The following is a 19,914-nucleotide window of genomic DNA, read 5'->3' as shown; positions in this document are numbered from 1 at the left end:
CATCGGGCGACGTTCGCCGGGGAGGCGGACCGGCATGTCGAGTTGAGCATTTTCGCAGAACAGCTAGGGGGCAACAGCCATGACTTACCCGCCGCAGCAGCCCGGCGGCTACGGACAGGATCCGTACGGCCAGCAGGGCGGGTACCCGCAGAGCGGTCCCCAGCCGCAGCAGGGATACCCCGGTGGCGGCCAGTACGGGCAGGACCCGTACGGCCAGCAACAAGGTGGCTACCCGCAGAGCGGCCCCCAGCCCCAGCAGGGATACCCCGGCGCCACCCAGCAGTTCGGCCAGCCGGATCCGTACGGTCAGCAGGGCGGCTACAACGCCTACCCGCAGGACGGCGGTGGCTACGGCGAGCCGCCGAAGAAAAAGAAGACCGGCCTGATCGTCGGCATCGCGATCGGCGCGGTCGTCCTGGTCGGCGGCGGTGTCACCGCCCTCGTCATCGCGCTCAACTCGGGGGACGACAACCCGACCGCGGCACCGCCCGCGAGTTCCAGCAGCGTGGCCCCGACGGGTTCCGAGTCTTCGTCCAAGAAGCCGTCGACCTCCTCGACCCGGAGCAAGTCCAGCTCACCGAGCACCTCGGTGAGCAAGGGCTCCGGTCCCGCGCCGCTGGGCAAGGGGACGCCGCAGGAGGTGGCCGACGCCGTCATCGCCGCCTACAACGCCGGCGACGGCAAGACCGTCGCGCAGTCGGCCTGCCGCAGCGTGAACACCAAGGACGAAGTGCCGATCGCCAAGGACATCAAGATGGAGAAGACCGGGGAGATGACGATCAGCGGCGACACCGCGAAGATCCCGGCGAAGGTCACCCAGAACGGTAAGGCCGACTCGGGCAACCTGAACTTCAAGAAGGAGTCCGACCTCTGGTGCTTCACCGGCGGCAAGAGCTGACACGAAACCGGTGTCCAGCAGGCTGATCGCCGTTCTCGCCGGATGCGGCGCGGTCGTGGTGGGTGTCGTGGTGGGGCTGCTGTTGGTGGCCCCGTCCGGCTCCGACCCGGCCGCGTCGAGTTCCGTCGCACCTCCGTCGTGGCCGGGTTCGTCCCGTCCGGTCCCGGTGGACCCGGACGTGGCGGCGGTCGAGGTGGTCGGCAAGGCGATCACCGCGGCCATCGTGAATCACGACGCGACGGCGTTCGGCAAGCTCACCTGCGTCCAGCAGTCTTCGGCGGATCTGGCCGAGCTGAAGCGGAAGTGGGAGGCCGCGGGCAAGGTGTCCGCGACCATCCCCGACCCGCCGACGGTCGGTGGCGACTCGGCCACGGTGACCGTCCACGTCGAGGGCGCGGGTGGGCAGAAGGACACCCCCTTCCCGCTGAAGAAGCGTGACGGGAAGTGGTGCGTGCCGTGATCATCTGAAGTACATGAAGGCCCCCTTCCTTGCGCCTGGCGCAAGGAAGGGGGCCTTCATGTACTTGGGAACGTCCGCAGGCGTTGCGCTCAGCCCTTGCCGGAGCGGCGGTGCACCCGCGGTGAGACGGTCCCGTCGGCCAGACGGCGCGCGGTCAGCAGGAACGCGGTGTGCGCGACCATCCGGTGGTCCGGCCGCACCGCGAGGCTCACGACGTGCCAGGGCCGCATGAGCGTCTCGAAGGATTCCGGCTCGGTCCAGCACTGCTGGTCCCGCAAGGCTTCCGTGATCCGCGAGAGCTGTGTGACCGTCGCCACATAGACCGTGAGCACGCCGCCGGGCACGAGATGCGCGGCGACCGTCTCCAGCTGGTCCCAGGGCGCCAGCATGTCGAGCACCACCCGGTCGACCTCGCCGGTGTGCGTCGACAGGTCCGCGACCGTCAGCGACCAATTGTCCGGTTTGTGGCCGAAGAACTTCTCCACGTTCCGTTCGGCGTGTTCGGCGTGGTCGTCCCGGATCTCGTAGGACTGCACGGTGCCTTCCGGACCGACCGCCCGCAGCAGCGAACAGGTCAGCGCACCGGAACCCGCGCCGGCCTCGAGCACCCGCGCGCCCGGGAAGATGTCGCCCCACATCACGATCTGCGCGGCGTCCTTCGGGTAGATCACCTGCGCGCCGCGCGGCATCGACAGCACGTAATCCGGCAACAGCGGGCGCAGCGCCAGATAGTGGCTGCCGCCCGCCGAAGTGACGACCGAACCCTCCTGCGCCCCGATCACGTCGTCGTGCGCCAGCGCGCCGCGATGGGTGTGATACTGCTGTCCCTCGGCGAGCACCATGGTGTAGTGCCGCCCCTTGGAGTCGGTCAGCTGAACCCGGTCACCAATACGAAACGGCCCACGGACCGACACTGAACCTCCATACACACGAACACTGATCGACGACAGATCCTCGCAGGTGGCCGTCCCGCGCTACGCCGGGGGTCGGCTCCGGGTCATCGCGGCGCGCAGGTCCTCCCGCCGGAGCACGCCCGCGGGCCTGCCTTCGTCGTCCACGACGAGGAATTGCCACGCGGCGGTTTCCCTGACCCGCTCGGCGATCTCCTCCCCCGACTCCGAGGAGAGCAGCACGGTGTCGGCGCGGATCGGCTCCGCGGCCATCTCGGCGGGCGCGTGTGGCGAGGTGCCCGCCAGTTGTGCCGCGGCCTGCTCGTCGAGCAGGCCTGCGGCGACGCCGTCGGCGCGCACCAGGACCACCCCACGGCCCGCGGAGGCGGCCAGCGCGTCTGAGACAGGGCTTTCCGCGGGAAGCTGGAGAACGGGCCGGACGAGTTCACTCAGCCGGACACCTTCTGGCCAGCCTCGCCGCGCTTCTGCGGCGAGTTCGCTGCGCGCGCCGAGGATCACGAACCACGCGGTCACCACGCAGACGCCGAGCCGGAGCCAGCGGTCCTCGCTGCCCGCCGCCAACCCCCACAGCGCCCAGACGATCAGCCCGGCCGCGACGAGACCGCCACCGACGACGGCGGCCCGGGTGCCCTTGTCCCGGCGGCCCGTCGCCGCCCAGACGCCGGCGCGAACCAGGCGACCGCCGTCGAGCGGGAGCCCCGGCAAAAGGTTGAAGATCCCGACGGCGAAGTTCGCGACGGCGCATTCGGCGATGAGCAGCCATGCCGCGCTTTCCGGCGGGACGGCGAACATGAGCAGTCCGCAGAAACCGCCGAGCAGCAACGAAACCGCCGGTCCCGCGGCGGCGACGAGCCCTTCATGGCGCGGTTGCCGGGGCGTCCTGGCGACCTCGGAGAGACCACCGAGCAGGAACAGGCGCAGGCGCCGGACCGGGATGCCGAGGCGCAGCGCCACCAGGCAGTGCCCGAGTTCGTGCGCCAGCACCGAAAGTCCGAGCAGGACCGCGAACGCGGCTGCCAGCAGCCACGAGGTCAGCGTGCTCGCGCCGGGCAGGAACCGTCCGACCAGCGGCGTGTAGAGCACCACGATGACCAGGGAGCCGATCCACCACGAAGGGGCGAGCAGCACGGGGATCCCGGAGACGCGGAACAGCAGGAGCCCGCCCTCTGGTGCCACGCCTCGTCGAGGCGGGCCCTGCTCACCCGTCACCGCCATGCGTCAGAGCGTAGATGCCCAGGTGTGGGCTGCCGGTAACCCGCCCTTCCCGTCCGGGTGGTGTCGGTCATGCCGCTCCGGTGCGTTGCGGTCCCAGAACTGTCGGTACCCGGCGCTACCCTGCCTGCATGCCCGACACCGACACGGTCACCGCCGATCCGCCGCCCGGCGCCGAAACCCCGCGCCGTCGGCCGGCCCTGTCCCCGTCGCGTGCCAGCGACTTCAAACAGTGCCCGCTGCTCTACCGCTTCCGCGCCGTCGACAGGCTGCCCGAGATCCCGACCAAGGCCCAGCTGCGCGGCACGCTGGTGCATTCCGTGCTGGAGCGCCTGTTCTCCCTCCCCCAAGCCGATCGCACCCCTCCGCAGGCCAAGGAGCTGCTGGCGCCCGCGTGGGAAGAACTGTCCGCGGAACGTCCGGAGTGGATCGAACTGTTCGATCAGGACGATCCCGAGGCGGTCACTTCCTGGCTCTCTTCGGCGGAGCAACTCGTCGACACCTACTTCGGGCTCGAGGATCCCAGTCGGCTGGAGCCCGAAGCGTGCGAGCTGCACGTCGAGATCGAGCTGGGCTCCGGGGTGCTGCTGCGGGGCTACGTCGACAGGCTGGACGTGGCGCCGACCGGCGAGATCCGCGTCGTCGACTACAAGACCGGTGCCGCACCCCGCGAGATCGGCGAGGCCAAGGCGATGTTCCAGATGAAGTTCTACGCCGTGGTCCTGTGGCGGCTTCGCGGCGTCGTTCCGCGCCAGCTGAAACTGATGTACCTCACCGACGGGCAATCACTGGCCTACACGCCGGACGAGGGCGAGCTGATCCGGTTCGAGCGCACGCTCGAGGCGATCTGGCAGGCGATCCTCAAAGCGGGCAAGACCGGCGATTTCCGGCCCAATCCGAGCAAACTGTGCGCTTGGTGCGACCACCAGGCGGTCTGCCCGCAGTACGGCGGCACTCCCCCGCCCTATCCCGGCTGGCCCGAACCGGATCCCGGTGAAGAGTCCGTTTTGGACCGTGCGGATTAGGCTGCCGTTGTGACAGAAGCCTTCTACGTTCCCTCCGGTGACGGAAAGTTCATCCCGACCCCGCACACCGCCGGCCCCTGGACCCCGGACGCGCAGCATTTCGGGCCGCCCTCGGCGTTGCTGGTCCGCGCGCTCGAAGAGGTCGAAGCACCGCACGCGAGCCAGCTGGCGCGGGTGACGATCGAGATCCTCGGTCCCGCGCCCTTGAAGGAGCTTTCGGTGCGGGCCCACGTCGAACGGCCGGGCCGTTCGGTCGAGTGGCTGGCGGCCGAACTCGTCCACGACGAGCGGGTCGTCGCCCGTGCCTCGGCCTGGCGCATCGCGACCTCGGACACCACGGCGGTGGCCACTGACGAAGGCCCCTCCTTGCCGTCGCCGGACGGCCTGCCCACGTCGAGCTGGCCGGAAGGCTGGCACGGCGGCTACCTCGACGCCGTCGAGTGGCGGCGCGTCAAGGGCGCGCTGGACGAACCCGGCCCCGCGACGGTCTGGGGACGCCAGCGCGTCGCACTCGTGGACGGGGAGAAGCCGAGCGCGCTGCAACGGCTGTTCGTCCTGGCGGACTCCGGCAACGGGATCTCGAACTTCCTCGACCCGCGCGAGTGGTGGTTCATCAACTCGGAGCTGACCGTGCACCTCCGCCGCCCGCCGCTGGGCGAGTGGATCGGCGTCGACGCGGCCACGCTGGTCGGCCCGAACGGCGTCGGCACGGCGACGACCACCCTGCACGACGCGTCGGGAGCGATCGCGTCCGGAGCGCAGGCGTTGCTGGTGCGGCCGCGACAGGCGGGCTGACTTGCTTGCCGCACGGCCCTGACCAGCTGAACCGTAGTCGCGCGCCTCTTTTGGCCGGAGGCCCTGGAAGCATTTTGCAGGGCACCGTCCAACACGAAGCGACGTGTGCCGGGGTACGTGCCCTGCGGGATGCTTCCAGGAGCGCGCGACCGAAACACCGTCAGATAGACGCGCTTTCTCGGCGTGTTTCCAATAGCCTTCCCGGAACAACAGACGCAGGGAGCGCTTCGGCATGCAGATCACCTCGGTGGTCAACCAGAAAGGCGGGGTCGGCAAGACCTCACTCAGCGTGGGCGCTTCGGCCGCACTGGCCGAACGTGGCCGCCGGGTGCTGCTGATCGACCTCGACCCACAGGGGCACGCGACCACCGAACTCCTCGGCCTGGACGAGGTGCCCCCGGGAGCGCCCAGCCTGGCGAAAGCCTTGACCAAGGTGTGGAAGGGCCCGATCGAGGAACTGGCCGTGCGGCATCCGCGCAGCAACCTCGGCCGGGGCGGCGCGTTCGACGTCATCCCAACGTCGCCGGGCATGTTCGACCTGATCCGGCGGCTGGACCAGTTCCGCGTGCCAGGCTGGCAGCTGGCCAGGGTCATCCAGTTCGCGAACTACGACCACGTCATCATCGACTGCCCGCCCGCGCTCGACGTCCTGACCAACAACGCGCTCGCCGCTTCCCACGGGATCCTCGTGCCGGTGCAGCCGGACCGGACGAGTATCCGGGCGCTGCGACTGCTTTCGGACCAGGTGCGCTACGTCGAACAGACCGTCGGCCGCCCGCCGATCGCCTACTACGGCCTCGTGCCCGGGCTGTACCGCCGCCCGATCTCGCATTACGCGGCGGCCGCGTTGCAGGAGCTGTACACGTTCGGGATCCCGATGCTTTCGCACGTCCCCCTCGGTGTGGTGATGAACGAGGCCGCCGCGCACGGCGTGCCCGTGACGACCTACGCGCCGGAAACCCTGCAGGCGCTGTCGTTCCGGGAGATCGCGGAAACGCTGGACGGGTATCTCCAGAACCACCCGGCCCCGGCGATCGTGCCCGCGGACGAAGAGTTCGTCTTCGAGGACTTCATCACCGAGGTCTCGGTGACACGCAGCGCCAACGACAACGGCGCGCGGAAGCGTCTCTACGACCTCATGCCCAAGAAGCCGAACCGGCCCCGGTAGCACCGCACCGCAAGTAGTCGACTACTTGCGCCAACCCCCGAAGCGCGTGAAGGCCCCCTTCCCTCGGCTGAGCCGAGGGAAGGGGGCCTTCACGCGCAATGACGCTAAAGCCGGCAGGCCCGGATGTCCGAAGCCAGGACGGCCTTCGCGCCGGTCTCGGCGAGTTCGTCCATGATCCGGTTGACCTCCTTGCGCGGCACCATCGCCCGCACGGCCACCCAGTCCTCGTCGGCCAGCGGCGCGACGGTCGGCGACTCGAGGCCCGGCGTGATCGCGATGGCCGCCTCCATCAGCGAACGCGGGCAGTCGTAGTCCAGCATCATGTAGTGCTGGGCGAACACGACGCCTTGCAGCCTCGCCTTCAGCTGGTCCTTGGGCCGGGTGTGCTCGGTACCGGCCCGCTGGAGCAACACGGCTTCGGACACGCAGATCGGGTCACCGAAGGCCACGAGGTTGTGCTGGCGCAGCGAACGTCCGGACTCGACGACGTCGGCGATGGCGTCGGCCACCCCGAGCTGGATCGAGATCTCGACGGCGCCGTCGAGGCGGATGACCTCCGCCTCCACCCCGTGCTGCTTCAGGTTTTCCCGCACGAGCCTCGGGTACGACGTCGCGAGCCGTTTGCCCTGGAGGTCTTCGGCCTTCCAGTCCCGGCCCGCCGGCGCGGCGTACCGGAAGGTGGATCCGCCGAAGCCGAGGCCCAGCATCTCCTCGACCGGGGCACCGGAGTCGAGCGCGAGGTCGCGGCCGGTGATGCCGAGGTCCAACTCGCCGGATCCGACGTAGATCGCGATGTCCTTGGGACGCAGGAAGAAGAACTCGACCTCGTTGACCGTGTCCAGCACGGTCAGGTCGCGGGCCTCATGTCGCTTGCGGTAGCCGGCCTCTCCGAGCATCTCCGACGCGGCGGCGGCGAGGGCTCCCTTGTTCGGCACGGCGACACGCAGCATTGCTTCTCCTTGGTTCTCCGGACGCGAACGCGTCACAGGTACCGGTACACGTCCTCTGTCGACAGTCCACGGCCGAGCATGAGCACCTGCACCCGGTACAGCAGCTGTGAAATCTCCTCCGCGAGCCTGTCGTCGGATTCGTGCTCGGCGGCGATCCACACCTCGCCCGCCTCTTCGAGCACCTTCTTGCCCTGCGCGTGCACACCCGCGTCCAGCGCGGCGACAGTGCCGGAACCGTCGGGGCGCGTGACCGCGCGGTCGGCAAGCTCGGCGAACAGCTCATCGAAGGTCTTCACAGTCTGGAGATCCTTCCATCCGCGCTCACGTCGCGCTGCCCCGGGCCGCTGTGGTGACACTCGCGTCACACCTCAGAACAGCGTGGCGCCCTCCCGCTCGAAGTCGAGCAGCTGCCGCTTCCGTTCGATACCGCCGCCGTAGCCGGTGAGATCGCCGTTGGTGCCGACGACGCGATGGCACGGCACGATGATGCTGATCGGGTTCTTCCCGTTGGCGAGCCCGACCGCACGCGACGCGGTGGGCCTGCCGAGCCGGTCGGCGAGCTGGCCATACGAAACCGTCTCGCCATAGGGGATTTCGAGCAGGCCTTCCCAGACCGTCCGCTGGAATTCGGTGCCGCCGAAGCTCAGCGGGAGTTCGAAGTCCTGCCGCTGGCCGGCGAAGTACTCCTTCAGCTGTTTCTCGGTTTCCATGAAGATCGGCGCGCCCGGATCGGGGTGGCCGAAGGTCTCCTCGGCCGGGCGATGCCGCTGCTGGTCCATGAACAGGCAGCACAGGCTTTCGCCGTTCGCGACCAGGGTCAGCGGACCGTACGGGCTGTCGATGACAGTGTGCGTGCGCATGGCGCTCCTCGGAACTCAGGCGGCGGGCAGCCGGTTGATCGGGTGATCTCCGGTCGCCCAGAGGTGCTGGACGGCGTAGGCACGCCACGGACGCCAGCGCTCGGCATGTTCGGCGAACGCGGCCGGGCCCAGCCTGAGTCCCTTCGCGGCGACTTTGACACCGAGGTCGGTCGGCAGGAAGGCGTCCGGGTCGCCGAGCGAGCGCATCGCGATGCTCTCGACGGTCCACGGGCCGAAGCCGGGCAGCGCGTGCAGCCGCTCCCGGGCCTCCTGCCAGTCGCTGCCCGCCCCGAGGTCGAGGCCGCCGTCGTTCAGTTCGGCGACGAGACCGAGCAGGGTCCGTTTGCGGCTCTGCGGCATCGCGAGGCTTTCCGGGTCGATCTCCGCTAGCGCGGTCGCGTCCGGGAAGACATGGGTGAGGCCACCGTCCGGATCGTCGACGGGCTCGCCGTGCGCGAGGACCAGCCGGGCCGCGTGGGTCCGGGCGGCGGCGGTGGACACCTGTTGCCCCAGCACGGCACGGACGGCGAACTCGTCGCCGTCGACGGTCCTCGGCACCCGCCTGCCGGGCGCGGCGGCCACCAGCGGCCCGAGCATCGGGTCCGCGGCCAGTGCGTCATCGACCGCGACCGGATCGGCGTCGAGGTCGAGCAGGCGGCGGCAGCGGCTGATCGCGGTCGAGAGATCACGCAGATCCGAAAGGGTGAGCCGGCAACCGATGTAGCCGTCTTCGGGTTTGAGCGCGACGACGGCGGGACCGTGCGGCAGCCGCAGGGTCCGGCGGTAGGCGCCGTCACGCCATTCCTCGACGCCGGGTACGCCCGTCGCGACGAGGTGCCCGAACAGGTTGTCCGGGAACAGCGGCTTCCGGTACGGCAGACGCAGGTTCAGCGTCCCGGGCGCGGTCGCCGGCGCCGTGCGGACCCGGGCCCGCAGTTCGGTCGGGGACAGCGCGAAGACCTCGCGGACGGTGTCGTTGAACGTCCGGACGCTGCCGAACCCGGCGGCGAGGGAGACGTCGATCATCGACAGACCGGTCGTCTCGATCAGCAGCCGCGCCGTCTGCGCGCGCTGTGCCCTGGCGAGACTGAGCGGACCCGCGCCGAGTTCGGCGCGCACGTGCCGCTCCACCTGCCGGACGCTGTACCCCAGCCGAGCGGCCAACCCGCTCACGCCACCGGTGTCGACGACGCCGTCGGCGATCAGCCGCATCGCCCTGGCCACCAGGTCCGCGCGCTCGTTCCACTGCGGCGACCCGGGACTCGCGTCCGGACGGCACCGTTTGCAGGCGCGGAATCCGGCTTCCTGCGCGGCCGCCGCACTCGGGTAGAACGTCATGTTCTCCGGTTTGGGCGGGACGACCGGGCAGCTCGCCCGGCAGTAGATCCGCGTCGTCAGGACGGCGGTGAAGAACCAACCGTCGAAACGGTCGTCCTTCGCCTGGACCGCCCGGACGCAACGCTCGAAGTCCTCATGCACCCGGTCAGCATCACCGACCACGCGGCCGGGGTCTAGCGGAAATGCGACATGGTGGTCAGGGCAGCAGCGCGGTCAACTCCGGAACGTCGAGCCCGACCAACGACGAACGGAACACCCGCCGCTCTCCTGGCTGGACCTCGACGTCGTTCGGGATCACCACCACCGTGCACCCGGCCGCGGCCGCCGAAGCCGCGCCCGGCGGTGAATCCTCGATCGCGACGCACCGGGAAGCCGGGACTCCCAGCAACTCCGCCGCCAGCTGGTACGGCCTGGCGTCCGGCTTGTTCAGACCATCGACCTCGTCACCGCAGACGGTCGCGGCGAAGTACTCGCGGCCGATGGTGTTGAGGGCGAGTTCGGTCAGCGACCGTTCGGTGGAGGTGACCAGCGCCATCGGCACCCCTTTGGCGCGCAACAGTTCGAGCAGCTCCTGTGCGCCGGGGCGCCACGGGAGGGGGCCGTCGAAGAGGTTGGCCGTGCGCTTGCGGATCCACTCCCCCATCTCCGCGATCGACTCGGGGCCGACGGGTTTGCCGCACACCTCCAGGAGAAACGCGGCCGTGTCGTCCATATTGGACCCGACGAGACTCAGGCGCTGCTCCTCGGTCAACGTGCCGCCGAGGCTTTCGACGGCCTCATAGAGGGCGACGTCCCACAGTTTCTCCGAATCGACCAGCGTGCCGTCCATATCCCACAGCACGGCGGCGAGTCCGTCCAGTGTGGACGGTTCGGTCACGGCTCCCCCTCGATGATCAGGTAGTGAAGTACCGATTCTCGGCTCCACGGTAACCGAACACGTGTCACCCGGAGATACGGGCTTCGATGCCGTCGAGCAGGTATTCGAGGCCGATCCGGAAGGTCTGGTCGGCGTCCAGGTGGGCGGCGTCACGTACCACCGTGGCGAGCGCCGGGTATCGGCCGTCGGCGAAGGCCCGTTCCAGATAGGGGCCGTGTGCGGCCTGCCAGCGCTTCTCGTCCAACCCGGTGGCGCGTTCGGCACGTCGCTCGGCGATCTCCCGGCGCACCGCGCCGGTCACATACGCGGTGACCGAGGCGACGACCGGCATGACGACGTCCAGTTCGACGTCGTCCAGCGCGGCCATCACACTCTCTGACGTGGCGAGGGCGTGCGGCCCGAGCCGGGGACGGCCACCCAGGAGATCGGCGAGCCATTCGTGCTCGTGAGCGGCGTGCCGGATGGCTTCGGCGAGAGACCGCAGCACCTCCCGCCGTCCGTCTCCGGACGGCCGGATCTCGGTGTGGACGGTGTCGACCATCAGGTCGAGCAACTCCTCCTTGTTCTCGATGTAGCCGTACAGCCGCATCGGGCCGACGTCCAGCGCGGTGGCGATCTTGCGCAGCGACACCCCTTCCAGGCCGTCCGCGTCGGCCAGCCGGATCGCCGCTCGCACGATCCGCTCCCTGCTCAGCGGGGCCAGCACAGGTCGATTCGGCGGCTCCGGCCGCTCCCACACCAACATTTCGTTGACAATACATCGCATCGCGTCGATACAGTGTATCGATAAGTACGGCGTATCGAAGGAAGGCTCACCATGACCATCGCCATCGTCGGAGCAGGCCTCGGCGGCCTCTCTCTCGCCCGGGTGCTGCACGTGAACGGCATCGACGCCGTCGTGTACGAACGTGAGTCCTCGCGTGACGCGCGCGGCCAGGGCGGCATGCTCGACATCCATTCCGGCCAGCGAGCGCTGCGCGACGCCGGTCTGATCGACCAGTTCTTCGCGATCGCCCGCGGTGAGGGCCAGGACATGCGGCTTCTGGAACCGGACGGCACCCTGCTGCTCCAGGAGGACACGCCCGACGACGCCCCGCTCTCGCGACCCGAGGTCGACCGGGCCGATCTGCGCGACCTGTTGCTGGATTCCCTCCCCGAAGGCACGGTTCGCTGGGGGCACGCGTTCAGATCCGCCGACGACGGCGTGCTGCGCTTCGCCGATGGGCACACCGCGCCATACGACCTGCTGGTCGGCGCGGACGGGGCGCAGTCGCGGGTCCGCGCCCTGCTCACCGACGCCCGCCCGGCGCATATCGGCCAGAACACCGTCGAGGTCGGCATTCCCGACATCGACCGCACGCACCCCGACCTCGCGGCGATGGTCGGACGCGGCAACTACTGGGTGCTCGGCGGCGGAATCTCCCTGGGGGCGCAGCGCAACGGCGACGGTCGCGTTCGCATTGGCCTCAGCTTCTACCAAACCGACGAGGGCTGGTTCGCCACCAGCGGGATCCCGCTCGACGACCCGGCAGCCGCCAGGGCGCGGCTGATCGACCTGCTCGACGGCTGGGACCCGCGGTTCACCGCGCTGATCGCGGCCTGCGACGACACGGTCGAGCGGCGATCGATCGCCACGCTCCCGGTCGGCTTGACCTGGCCGTCCGCGCCGGATGTCACGCTGGTCGGTGACGCCGCGCACCTGATGCCGCCGACGGGCGAGGGCGCCAACATGGCGCTGCTCGACGGCGCCCTGCTCGCACTCGCGCTGGCCGCGCACCCGGACGACTACCCTGCCGCCGTCGAGGAGTACGAACGCGAGATGTTCGAGCGCACCAGCGCCGCCGCCCGGATGTGCGCGGACATGCACGAATTGCTGAGCTCGCCGGACGCCGCCCGGAAACTGCTCGCGTTCTTCCAACCCGGCTGAAGACGACCGGACATGCTCACTCAACGGTGCGGGGCCGCGTGGTCGTAGGCTGGTCCGGTGAGTGAGCCCGTCGACGAGACCCAGCGGCCCGGCCGCGACCACCCGGATGACACCAAGCCGATCATGATCGTCGCCTTCGAAGGATGGAACGACGCAGGTGACGCGGCCAGCCGGGCGGTCGAGCATCTCCAGCTCAACTGGGATGCGACACCGCTGAGCGAGCTGAGTCCGGACGAGTACTACGACTTCCAGGTGAGCAGACCGACCGTCCGCATGGTGGACGGCGTCACCCGAAGGGTCGATTGGCCGACCACGCGGCTCTCGGTGTGCCGCCCGGAAGGCTTCAGCCGGGACGTCGTGCTGGTCCAAGGGCCCGAGCCGAACATGCGCTGGCGCGCCTTCTGCGCCGAACTGCTGGAGCACATCCAGCAACTGGACGTGGCCACCGTCGTCACCCTCGGCGCGCTCCTCGCCGACACCGCGCACACCCGGCCCGTCCCGGTCACCGGGACGGCGTACGACAAGGACACCGCTTCCCAGTTCGGCCTGGAGCTGAACAACTACCAGGGCCCGACCGGCATCGTCGGCGTCCTCCAGGATTACTGCGTGCAGGCCGGTGTCCCGGCGGTGTCGATCTGGGCGGCCGTGCCGCATTACGTCTCGCATCCGCCGTCGCCCAAGGCCACGCTGGCGCTGCTGCACAAACTCGAGGACGTCCTCGACGTCGAGATCCCCCTCGGCGCCCTTCCCGAGCAGTCCGAGGAGTGGCAGCGGACGGTCACCGAGATGGCCGAGGAGGACGAGGAGATCACCGAGTACGTCCGGGGCCTCGAGGAGCGCGGCGACGCGGAAACCGAGTTCACGCTGGACGACGTGAGCGGGGACAAGATCGCGGCCGAGTTCGAGCGGTACCTGCGGCGGCGTCGTCCCGGCCAAGACGGTCCGGGGCGAGGCTGACCGGCTCAGCCGAGGAAACTCGACCTTCACACCTTCCCAAGTACATGAAGGCCCCCTTCCTTGCGCTAGGCGCAAGGAAGGGGGCCTTCATGTACTTCAGCCGACCAAGGCGCCGGTAACCGCTGGATCGGGCCTCTAGAAGATGCGTCGCAGCGGGATCGGGCCCCTCGCCCGCTTCCGCCACTCACGCGGATAGCCGAGCGAGACCTCCTCGAACCGCACCCCGTCCGCCTCGGTGGAGCGCGGGATGTGCAGGTGCCCGTAGACGGCGACCTCCGCCCGGAAACGCAGGTGCCAGTCCTCGGTCTCGGTCGTCCCGCACCACAGCGCGAACTCCGGCCAGTACAGCGGCTCGGTGGGGTGGCGGTGCAGCGGCCAGTGCGACATCAGGATCGTCCCGTGGTCCTCGGGGATCGCTTCCAGCCGCTCCGTGCTGATCTTCACCCGGTCGGCGCACCACGCCTGCCTGCTGGGGTACGGGTCGGGGTGCAGGAAGAACTCGTCCGTGCACAGCACGCCCGCCTCGCGCGCCTGGTCGACGGCCGTCAGCAGCGGCAGCCCCTCGGCCGCGGGCGTCCGCCAGCTGTAGTCGTACAGCACGAACAGCGGGGCGATCGTCAGCGGCTTCTCGTGGTGCTCCCACACCGGGTACGGGTCTTCCGGGGTGAGGACGTCGATCTCCCGGCATCGCTCGACCAGGTGCTCGTAGCGCGCCTGGCCCCGCAGCTGACATTCGTCCTTCTGGGTGGTCCACAGCTCGTGGTTGCCGGGGACCCAGACGACCTTCGCGAAGCGTTCCCGCAAGGTCCTGAGCACCCCGATCACGGATTCGGCTCGTTCGGCGACGTCACCGGCCACGAGCAGCCAGTCGTCGGGGGTCCGGGGTACGACCTCGTCGACGATCGGGGCGTTGCCCTCATGGGTGACGTGGAGGTCGCTGGTGGCGAAGAGATGCGGCACTCCACCACCGTAGCTTCACCCGGACTGGGGAACCGCCGAAACCGCGTCGCGGCGCAACCGTCCCGACGCCGACACACCCAGCACGATGAGCGCCGAGGCGACGTGCAGGCCCGCCTGAAGGTTCAGCAGGACGCCGGTGCCCAGCACACTCACCAGTCCGCCCGCCAGCAACGCGCCCAGCGCAGTGAACCCCGCCGTCCCGGCGAACATGGTGCTCAGCACGCGGCCGGACCGTTCGGGGGACGCGGTCGTCTGGACCAGTGAGAGCAGGCCGGATCCGGCCAGCACCCCGGGCGCACCGACGAGTGCGAAGAGTCCGATGAAGACACCCAGCGGCAGCGACACGGTGAGCGCGGGCAGGTTCCAGATCAGCGCCGACAGCAGGCCGAGCGCGAGTCCGCCCCAGCCGAGCAGAGCGGCGGGCGCGACCTTGCGGGCGACGGTGGCGACGGCGAATCCCGCGGCCAGCCCGCCCAGCGCCTGGACACCGCGAAGCAGGCCGACGTCGCCTTCGGTGCCGTCGAGGACGTCGAGCACGAAGACCACGAACAGCACCAGGAACATCCCCTGCGCCAGGGAAGTCAGCACCACGACGACGCCCGCGAGACGAAGGCGCCCTTCGCGGCCGATCTCGCGAAGCCCGTCCAGCCAGGCTCGCAACACAGGTTCGTGCGGGCCCGCCACGGTCGGCGCGGCGACCCGCCGGAACGGGCGTGCCAGCAGGGCCGAGCCGATCACCAGCACTCCGAGGTAAGCCACCACGACCCAGCCGAGCCCGCCGAAGCCGAGCAGGAGGCCGCCCGCCCAGCCTCCGACGAGGCGCGCGACGCTGCTGTTGATACTCATGAGGCCGTTGGCACCGATCAGCTCGTCCGGGGCGATCAGTTCCGGCACGAGCGCGTTGCGGGTGGGTTCGAACAACGAAGCCAGCCCCGCCTGCGCGGCCATGACCCCGTAGATCACGAACACCGGGCCGCCGGACGCGACGAACAGCAGGGGCAGCGCCACGAACGCCTGCCCCGCGCACACCACGCACAGCACCAGCCGCCGGTTCCACCGGTCCGCGATCACGCCGGCGATGGGGCTCAGCAGCACCGCGGGCACCAGGCCGAGGACGATGCTCAACGCCGTGGTGGCCGCGGAACCGGTCGCCTGGAAGACGAACACCGGCAGGGCGATCTGCAGCATCCACTCGGCGGTCTCGGAGAAGAAGGCGGCGACCCACAGTCTCGCGAAAGCGGGTTCTCTCAACGGTTTCACGTACTGGGCTTCCCCTCGGTGTCGATGCGCGGGAACGCCCGCAGTCCCAAGTGGACCGGCAGGGCTCCCTCAGGGGCGTCTTCGCGGATCGTGCTGACGAAAGGCCTTACGAGCGCGTCGATCCCCCGGACCAGTTCGTCCAGCTCCGCCGCGGTCACCCGCAGCGAGTACGTGGAGATCCCGGCTGCGTCCTGCCAGTCCTTGCCGAGCCGGTCGGCGGCGTCGAGATAGCGCTCGGTCAGCTCCTTCTCCCGCACCAGCGTGGTTCCGACGACCGCCAGTTGCGCCCCGCGCAACTCCGGGTCGTCGCCGAACTCGATGCCGACCTGGCAGGCACGCCAGGGCCGCTCTCGCCCGTCCTCCCCCTCGACCCGCTCGACGAGGCCATGCTGGGCCAGCTGGCGCAGGTGCCAGCTGCAATTCGAGGCTGTCGAGCCGACGGCCGTCGCGCATTCGCTCGCGGTCCGAGGGCCGACCGCCATCAGGTGGTCCACCAGCGCCGAACGCAGCGGATGCGCCAGCGCCCGCATCAGCTCGACGTCTTCGATCCGCTTGCGCGGCGGCAACTCGGCCATCGCCCCGATCCAATCTGAAAGAAGTCTTTCGAAAGTTCTCTTTCAGAGTTGCAGGTGGCCGCGGGAATGTCAATCGAGCTCGATACCCTTGCCGTGACAGCTGCTGTATACGGCAGTAACTGCACAAATCAACTACTGACTTGGGAACGTGCATGCCTGACCAGCGAGAACTCGCCACCGCGGCGGCTTTGGAGATCCCCCGGTTCGTCAGCGCGACCGTTCTGTTCCATACAGCCATGGCGGAACGGCTCGGGGTCAGCCCCACCGAGTTGCACGGACTTCAGCTGGTCATCAGCGGCGAGGCGACGTCACCGACCCAGCTGGCACGGGCGCTCGGCATGACCACCGGCGCGGTGACGCGGATGCTCGACCGGATGGAGGCGCAGGATCTGGTCGAACGGGTCCCGGATCCGGCCGACCGCCGCCGCCTCCTGGTCCGCCCGCTGCCGGACCGGCTCGGCGAGGTCTCAGACCTTTACTCCCCCATGGCCCGGTTCTTCGGGGACCGCCTCGGCCGCCTGGACCGCCGCCAGCTAGCCGCACTGCTCGGCGTCATGACCGACGGACGCGCCTTCGCCGAAGAAGAAGCCACCAGATTAAGAAATAGGGGTTGACTAATGCTACACCGGTTGCGTTAGACTGCTCCCATCATGGACAACTGACACCGCACCTTCCCCGCTCTGAGGCTGCTTCGGTCGAGCACGGCTCCCGTAAGCGATCAGGCCCGGCAGGGATCCCTCATGACCTCGAAACGCGGTGATGTCGTATGTCTCTTTCCCTGATCGCCAAAGATCTCGTCCACTCCTACGGCGCCCGCGTCGTACTCGACGGCGTGAACCTGACCGCTTCGGCCGGGCAGCGACTCGGACTGGTCGGCGAGAACGGCGTCGGCAAGTCCACGCTCCTGCGCCTGCTGGCCGGGGTCGAGGAACCCGACGCCGGCGAAGTGCTGCGCGGTGACGACCTCGGATTCCTCTTGCAGGAGCTGCCCTTCCCGCTGACCGCGCGGTTCTCCGACGTCATCGACGACGCGCTCGCCGAGATCCGGCAAGCGTCGGCGAGACTCGGCGAACTGACCGAAGCGCTCGCCGAACGCCCGGACGACACGGCGGTGCTCGACGAGTACGGCACCGTCCTCGAATGGGCGCAGGCCCACGATCTCTGGGACGCCGACCGGCGGGCCGAGGTCGTATGCGCGGGCCTCGGGCTCGCCGGGATCGACCCGGCGCGCGAACTGGGCACCTTGTCGGGCGGGCAGCGGTCACGCCTCGGACTGGCCGCGTTGCTGATCCGGCGGCCGGGCACGCTCATCCTGGACGAGCCGACGAACCACCTCGACGACGTCGCGATGGAGTTCCTGGAACACCATCTCGCTTCGCTGACCGGTGTCCTCGTGCTGTCGTCGCACGATCGTGTGTTCCTCGACGCGGTGTGCACCGACATCGTCGACCTCGACCCGGCGCTGGGCGGCCCGACCCGCTACGGCGGCACGTATTCCGACTACCTGGACCAGAAACGGGCCGAACGGGCGCGCTGGGAGCAGCGCTACGCCGAAGAACAGGACGAACTCAAGGAACTGCGCGAATCGGTGGCCGTCACCGCGCGCAACGTCGCGCACAACCGGCCGCAGCGCGACAACGCCAAGATGCTCTACGACTTCAAGACCGGGAGGGTGCAGAAACAGATCTCACGCCGGGTCCGCAACGCGCAACTGCGGCTGGACGAACTGGAACGCGACCAGGTGCGGAAACCACCCGCGCCCCTGCGGTTCCAGGGCGGCCTGACCGGTGAACCCGGAGAGGACAAGACGGCGATCTCCGTACGGGAAATCGAGATCGCCGGACGGCTGCGCCTGGCCACCCTCGACATCACGACGACGTCGAGGCTCCTGATCACCGGCGGGAACGGTGCCGGGAAGTCGACGCTGCTGTCCGTCCTCGCCGGCTCGCTGACGCCGGACTCCGGGACCGTCCTTTCCGGACGCGGGGTGCGGATCGGCATGCTGGCACAGGATGTCGCGTTCGCCGAGCCGGAGAAGACCGCGCAGCGGACCTACGTCGAAGCGCTCGGCGAGGACGCCCCGCCGTTGCGCGGCCTGGGCCTGCTGGCGCCGCGGGATCTCGGGACCAAGGTGGGCGCGCTGTCGGTCGGGCAACGGCGACGGCTCGCGCTGGCGTTGCTGACCGCCGATCCGCCGGAGGTACTGCTGCTGGACGAGCCGACGAACCACATCTCGCTCACCTTGGCCGAGGAGTTGTTCGCCGCGCTCGATTCGGCGCCGGGCGCCGTCGTCATCGCTTCACACGATCGATGGCTGCGGCGAGATTGGGCGGGTGACCACCTCCGGCTGGAAGCCGGTCGCGTCGCCGTGTAGGGCGTTATACAGACTGCTCGGGCGGACGGTTTCGTCCGCCCGAGCAGTGTTTCTACAGCTCGATGCCGAGCAGCGCGTCGACCGCGTTCCGGATCAGCCCGGGAGCCGCGGGGTCGGTGCCCGACCGGTTCAGGGCCTGCTCCGCCCAGGCGTCGACGGCGGCGAGTGCCTTGGGCGTGTCGAGGTCGTCGGTCAGGTGGTCGCGCAGGCGCGCGACGGTGTCCTCCGCGGCCGGGCCCGTACCGAGCGAGATGGCGTCGCGCCAGCGCGCGAGCCGGTCTTCAGCGTCCGCGTGCAACTGCGCGGTCCACGGCCGGTCCGAACGATAGTGGCCGGCGAACAGCGCGAGCCGGATCACGCCAGGGTCGACCTTGTCTGCCCGCAGGCGCGAGACGAACACCAGGTTCCCGCGCGACTTCGACATCTTCTCGCCGTCGAGGCCGATCATCCCGGCGTGCACGTAGTGCCGCGCGAACGGCCGGTCCCCCGCGACGGCCTCCGCGTGCGCGGCGCTGTACTCGTGGTGCGGGAAGATCAGGTCCGAGCCACCACCCTGGACGTCGAAGCCGAGGCCGAGGCGGTTGACCGCGATCGCGCTGCACTCGATGTGCCAGCCCGGCCGTCCCGCACCCAGTTCCGACTCCCACGACGGCTCACCCGGCCGCGCCATCCGCCACAGCAGCGCGTCGAGCGGGTGCTGCTTGCCCGGCCGGTCCGGGTCGCCGCCGCGTTCGGCGAAGAACTTGGCCATCGTCTCGGCGTCGTAATTCGACTCGGAACCGAAATGCCCGGTCGCGTTGTGGTCGAAGTAGATGTCCGGGTACTCGGCGTCGTCGGCGCGGTAGGCGCTGCCGTTCGACAGCAGTTTGGCGATGACCTCGACGATCTCGGGGATGCTCTCCACCGCCCCGACGAACTGCCGCGGCGGCAGCACCCGCAGCGCGGTCATGTCCTCTCGGAACAACGCCGTCTCGCGCATGCCGAGGACGACCCAGTCGTCCTTGTCGCGCGCGGCGCGCTCCAGCAGTGGCTCGTCGATGTCCGTCACGTTCTGGACGTAGTGGACGTCGTGCCCGGCGTCGCGCCACAGGCGGTTCACCAGGTCGAATGTCAGGTACGTGGCGGCGTGCCCCAGATGGGTGGCGTCGTACGGCGTGATGCCGCAGACGTACATCCGGGCGGTGGACCCGGGCGCGGTGGGGCGGATCTGCCCCGTCGCGGTGTCATGGAGCCGCAGCGGACGGGGGGTGCCGGGGATACGGGGCACGTCGACCGTTGACCAAGTCTGCATACCTCGACTGTAAGCGGAGCCGCCGCGCCGTTCCCGTCCGGTGGGAGCCGGACACGGCCGGAGTAACCGAACTCGC

The 19,914-nt window shown here is 69.5% G+C and carries 21 protein-coding genes; 9 read left to right on the top strand and 12 right to left on the bottom strand.

Translation table 11 applies throughout. From position 1 onward, the window contains the following. The first annotated feature begins 79 nt into the window (after nucleotides 1–79). Together ACLARN_RS11770 and ACLARN_RS11765 are read left to right on the top strand one after the other, a co-directional pair. Nucleotides 80–898, top strand: coding sequence for a hypothetical protein (locus ACLARN_RS11770; RefSeq protein ID WP_409491374.1), 819 nt, complete (start codon nucleotides 80–82; stop codon nucleotides 896–898). 10 nt (nucleotides 899–908) lie between these two features. Beyond that, a complete protein-coding gene (locus ACLARN_RS11765; RefSeq protein ID WP_409491373.1) occupies nucleotides 909–1,358 on the top strand; it encodes a hypothetical protein in 450 nt (149 codons plus the stop codon). Nucleotides 1,359–1,447: 89 nt separating this feature from the next. Here ACLARN_RS11765 and ACLARN_RS11760 read toward each other — a convergent pair whose 3' ends face one another. Next, entirely contained in the window at nucleotides 1,448–2,272 is an 825-nt protein-coding gene (locus tag ACLARN_RS11760) for a tRNA (adenine-N1)-methyltransferase (protein ID WP_409491372.1), read from the bottom strand. Nucleotides 2,273–2,332: 60 nt separating this feature from the next. Then, nucleotides 2,333–3,484, bottom strand: coding sequence for a site-2 protease family protein (locus ACLARN_RS11755; RefSeq protein ID WP_409491371.1), 1,152 nt, complete (start codon nucleotides 3,482–3,484; stop codon nucleotides 2,333–2,335). A gap of 128 nt (nucleotides 3,485–3,612) precedes the next feature. On the opposite strand from ACLARN_RS11755, the gene ACLARN_RS11750 reads away from it, so the two are divergent. The 3 genes from ACLARN_RS11750 to ACLARN_RS11740 all read left to right on the top strand — a co-directional run bounded on the left by ACLARN_RS11750 (nucleotide 3,613) and on the right by ACLARN_RS11740 (nucleotide 6,469). Next, the gene (locus ACLARN_RS11750) at nucleotides 3,613–4,506 is read left to right on the top strand and encodes a RecB family exonuclease (protein ID WP_409491370.1); all 894 of its coding nucleotides are present in this window, start codon (nucleotides 3,613–3,615) and stop codon (nucleotides 4,504–4,506) included. A gap of 9 nt (nucleotides 4,507–4,515) precedes the next feature. After that, nucleotides 4,516–5,301, top strand: coding sequence for a thioesterase family protein (locus ACLARN_RS11745; protein ID WP_409491369.1), 786 nt, complete (start codon nucleotides 4,516–4,518; stop codon nucleotides 5,299–5,301). Between the two features lie 232 nt (nucleotides 5,302–5,533). Next, entirely contained in the window at nucleotides 5,534–6,469 is a 936-nt protein-coding gene (locus tag ACLARN_RS11740) for a ParA family protein (RefSeq protein ID WP_409491368.1), read from the top strand. A 104-nt stretch (nucleotides 6,470–6,573) separates the two neighbouring features. Here the strand turns inward: ACLARN_RS11740 and hisG are convergent, their stop codons facing one another. The 6 genes from hisG to ACLARN_RS11710 form a co-directional block, all read right to left on the bottom strand. Beyond that, nucleotides 6,574–7,419, bottom strand: coding sequence for an ATP phosphoribosyltransferase (gene hisG / locus ACLARN_RS11735; protein WP_409491367.1), 846 nt, complete (start codon nucleotides 7,417–7,419; stop codon nucleotides 6,574–6,576). Between the two features lie 32 nt (nucleotides 7,420–7,451). Further along, a complete protein-coding gene (locus ACLARN_RS11730) occupies nucleotides 7,452–7,715 on the bottom strand; it encodes a phosphoribosyl-ATP diphosphatase (protein ID WP_076161940.1) in 264 nt (87 codons plus the stop codon). Between the two features lie 72 nt (nucleotides 7,716–7,787). Continuing rightward, nucleotides 7,788–8,279 carry a methylated-DNA--[protein]-cysteine S-methyltransferase gene (locus ACLARN_RS11725; RefSeq protein ID WP_409491366.1) on the bottom strand — a complete coding sequence of 164 codons (492 nt, stop codon included), beginning with the start codon at nucleotides 8,277–8,279 and terminating at the stop codon, nucleotides 7,788–7,790. A 15-nt stretch (nucleotides 8,280–8,294) separates the two neighbouring features. Next, the gene (locus ACLARN_RS11720) at nucleotides 8,295–9,758 is read right to left on the bottom strand and encodes a DNA-3-methyladenine glycosylase 2 family protein (RefSeq protein WP_409491365.1); all 1,464 of its coding nucleotides are present in this window, start codon (nucleotides 9,756–9,758) and stop codon (nucleotides 8,295–8,297) included. Between the two features lie 55 nt (nucleotides 9,759–9,813). Further along, nucleotides 9,814–10,494 carry an HAD family hydrolase gene (locus ACLARN_RS11715; RefSeq protein WP_409491364.1) on the bottom strand — a complete coding sequence of 227 codons (681 nt, stop codon included), beginning with the start codon at nucleotides 10,492–10,494 and terminating at the stop codon, nucleotides 9,814–9,816. Nucleotides 10,495–10,558: 64 nt separating this feature from the next. Further along, nucleotides 10,559–11,239, bottom strand: a complete 681-nt coding sequence (locus tag ACLARN_RS11710) for a TetR/AcrR family transcriptional regulator (protein ID WP_409491363.1) — start codon at nucleotides 11,237–11,239, stop codon at nucleotides 10,559–10,561. A 72-nt stretch (nucleotides 11,240–11,311) separates the two neighbouring features. Here ACLARN_RS11710 and ACLARN_RS11705 point away from each other — a divergent pair, with 72 nt between their 5' ends. Then, nucleotides 11,312–12,421, top strand: coding sequence for an FAD-dependent oxidoreductase (locus ACLARN_RS11705; RefSeq protein WP_409491362.1), 1,110 nt, complete (start codon nucleotides 11,312–11,314; stop codon nucleotides 12,419–12,421). A gap of 57 nt (nucleotides 12,422–12,478) precedes the next feature. Further along, a complete protein-coding gene (locus ACLARN_RS11700) occupies nucleotides 12,479–13,378 on the top strand; it encodes a PAC2 family protein (RefSeq protein WP_076161950.1) in 900 nt (299 codons plus the stop codon). Nucleotides 13,379–13,513: 135 nt separating this feature from the next. On the opposite strand, the gene ACLARN_RS11695 is transcribed toward ACLARN_RS11700, so the two are convergent. Genes ACLARN_RS11695 through ACLARN_RS11685 form a run of 3 tightly spaced genes read right to left on the bottom strand, consistent with a single transcriptional unit; the run spans nucleotide 13,514 to nucleotide 16,173 of the window. Beyond that, nucleotides 13,514–14,338: a metallophosphoesterase family protein gene (locus tag ACLARN_RS11695; protein WP_409491361.1), complete on the bottom strand. Its 825-nt coding sequence runs from the start codon at nucleotides 14,336–14,338 to the stop codon at nucleotides 13,514–13,516. A 15-nt stretch (nucleotides 14,339–14,353) separates the two neighbouring features. Then, nucleotides 14,354–15,598, bottom strand: a complete 1,245-nt coding sequence (locus ACLARN_RS11690; RefSeq protein ID WP_409491360.1) for an MFS transporter — start codon at nucleotides 15,596–15,598, stop codon at nucleotides 14,354–14,356. Continuing rightward, on the bottom strand, nucleotides 15,595–16,173 hold the full coding sequence (locus ACLARN_RS11685) for an ArsR/SmtB family transcription factor (protein WP_409491359.1): 579 nt from the start codon (nucleotides 16,171–16,173) through the stop codon (nucleotides 15,595–15,597). Before ACLARN_RS11685 ends, ACLARN_RS11690 begins: the two co-directional genes overlap by 4 nt. Nucleotides 16,174–16,325: 152 nt before the next feature. On the opposite strand from ACLARN_RS11685, the gene ACLARN_RS11680 reads away from it, so the two are divergent. Then, nucleotides 16,326–16,787 carry a MarR family winged helix-turn-helix transcriptional regulator gene (locus ACLARN_RS11680; protein ID WP_409491358.1) on the top strand — a complete coding sequence of 154 codons (462 nt, stop codon included), beginning with the start codon at nucleotides 16,326–16,328 and terminating at the stop codon, nucleotides 16,785–16,787. Between the two features lie 152 nt (nucleotides 16,788–16,939). After that, entirely contained in the window at nucleotides 16,940–18,547 is a 1,608-nt protein-coding gene (locus ACLARN_RS11675) for an ABC-F family ATP-binding cassette domain-containing protein (protein WP_409491357.1), read from the top strand. Nucleotides 18,548–18,599: 52 nt separating this feature from the next. On the opposite strand, the gene mshC is transcribed toward ACLARN_RS11675, so the two are convergent. Further along, nucleotides 18,600–19,838: a cysteine--1-D-myo-inosityl 2-amino-2-deoxy-alpha-D-glucopyranoside ligase gene (gene mshC / locus ACLARN_RS11670; protein ID WP_409491356.1), complete on the bottom strand. Its 1,239-nt coding sequence runs from the start codon at nucleotides 19,836–19,838 to the stop codon at nucleotides 18,600–18,602. Nucleotides 19,839–19,914 lie beyond the last annotated feature (76 nt).

Origin of the sequence: Amycolatopsis sp. cmx-11-12 (assembly GCF_046269425.1) — a bacterium.
GTDB lineage: Bacteria > Actinomycetota > Actinomycetes > Mycobacteriales > Pseudonocardiaceae > Amycolatopsis.
The sequence above is the reverse complement of the archived record's forward strand: the minus strand, read 5'-3'. Positions and strand labels throughout refer to the sequence as shown.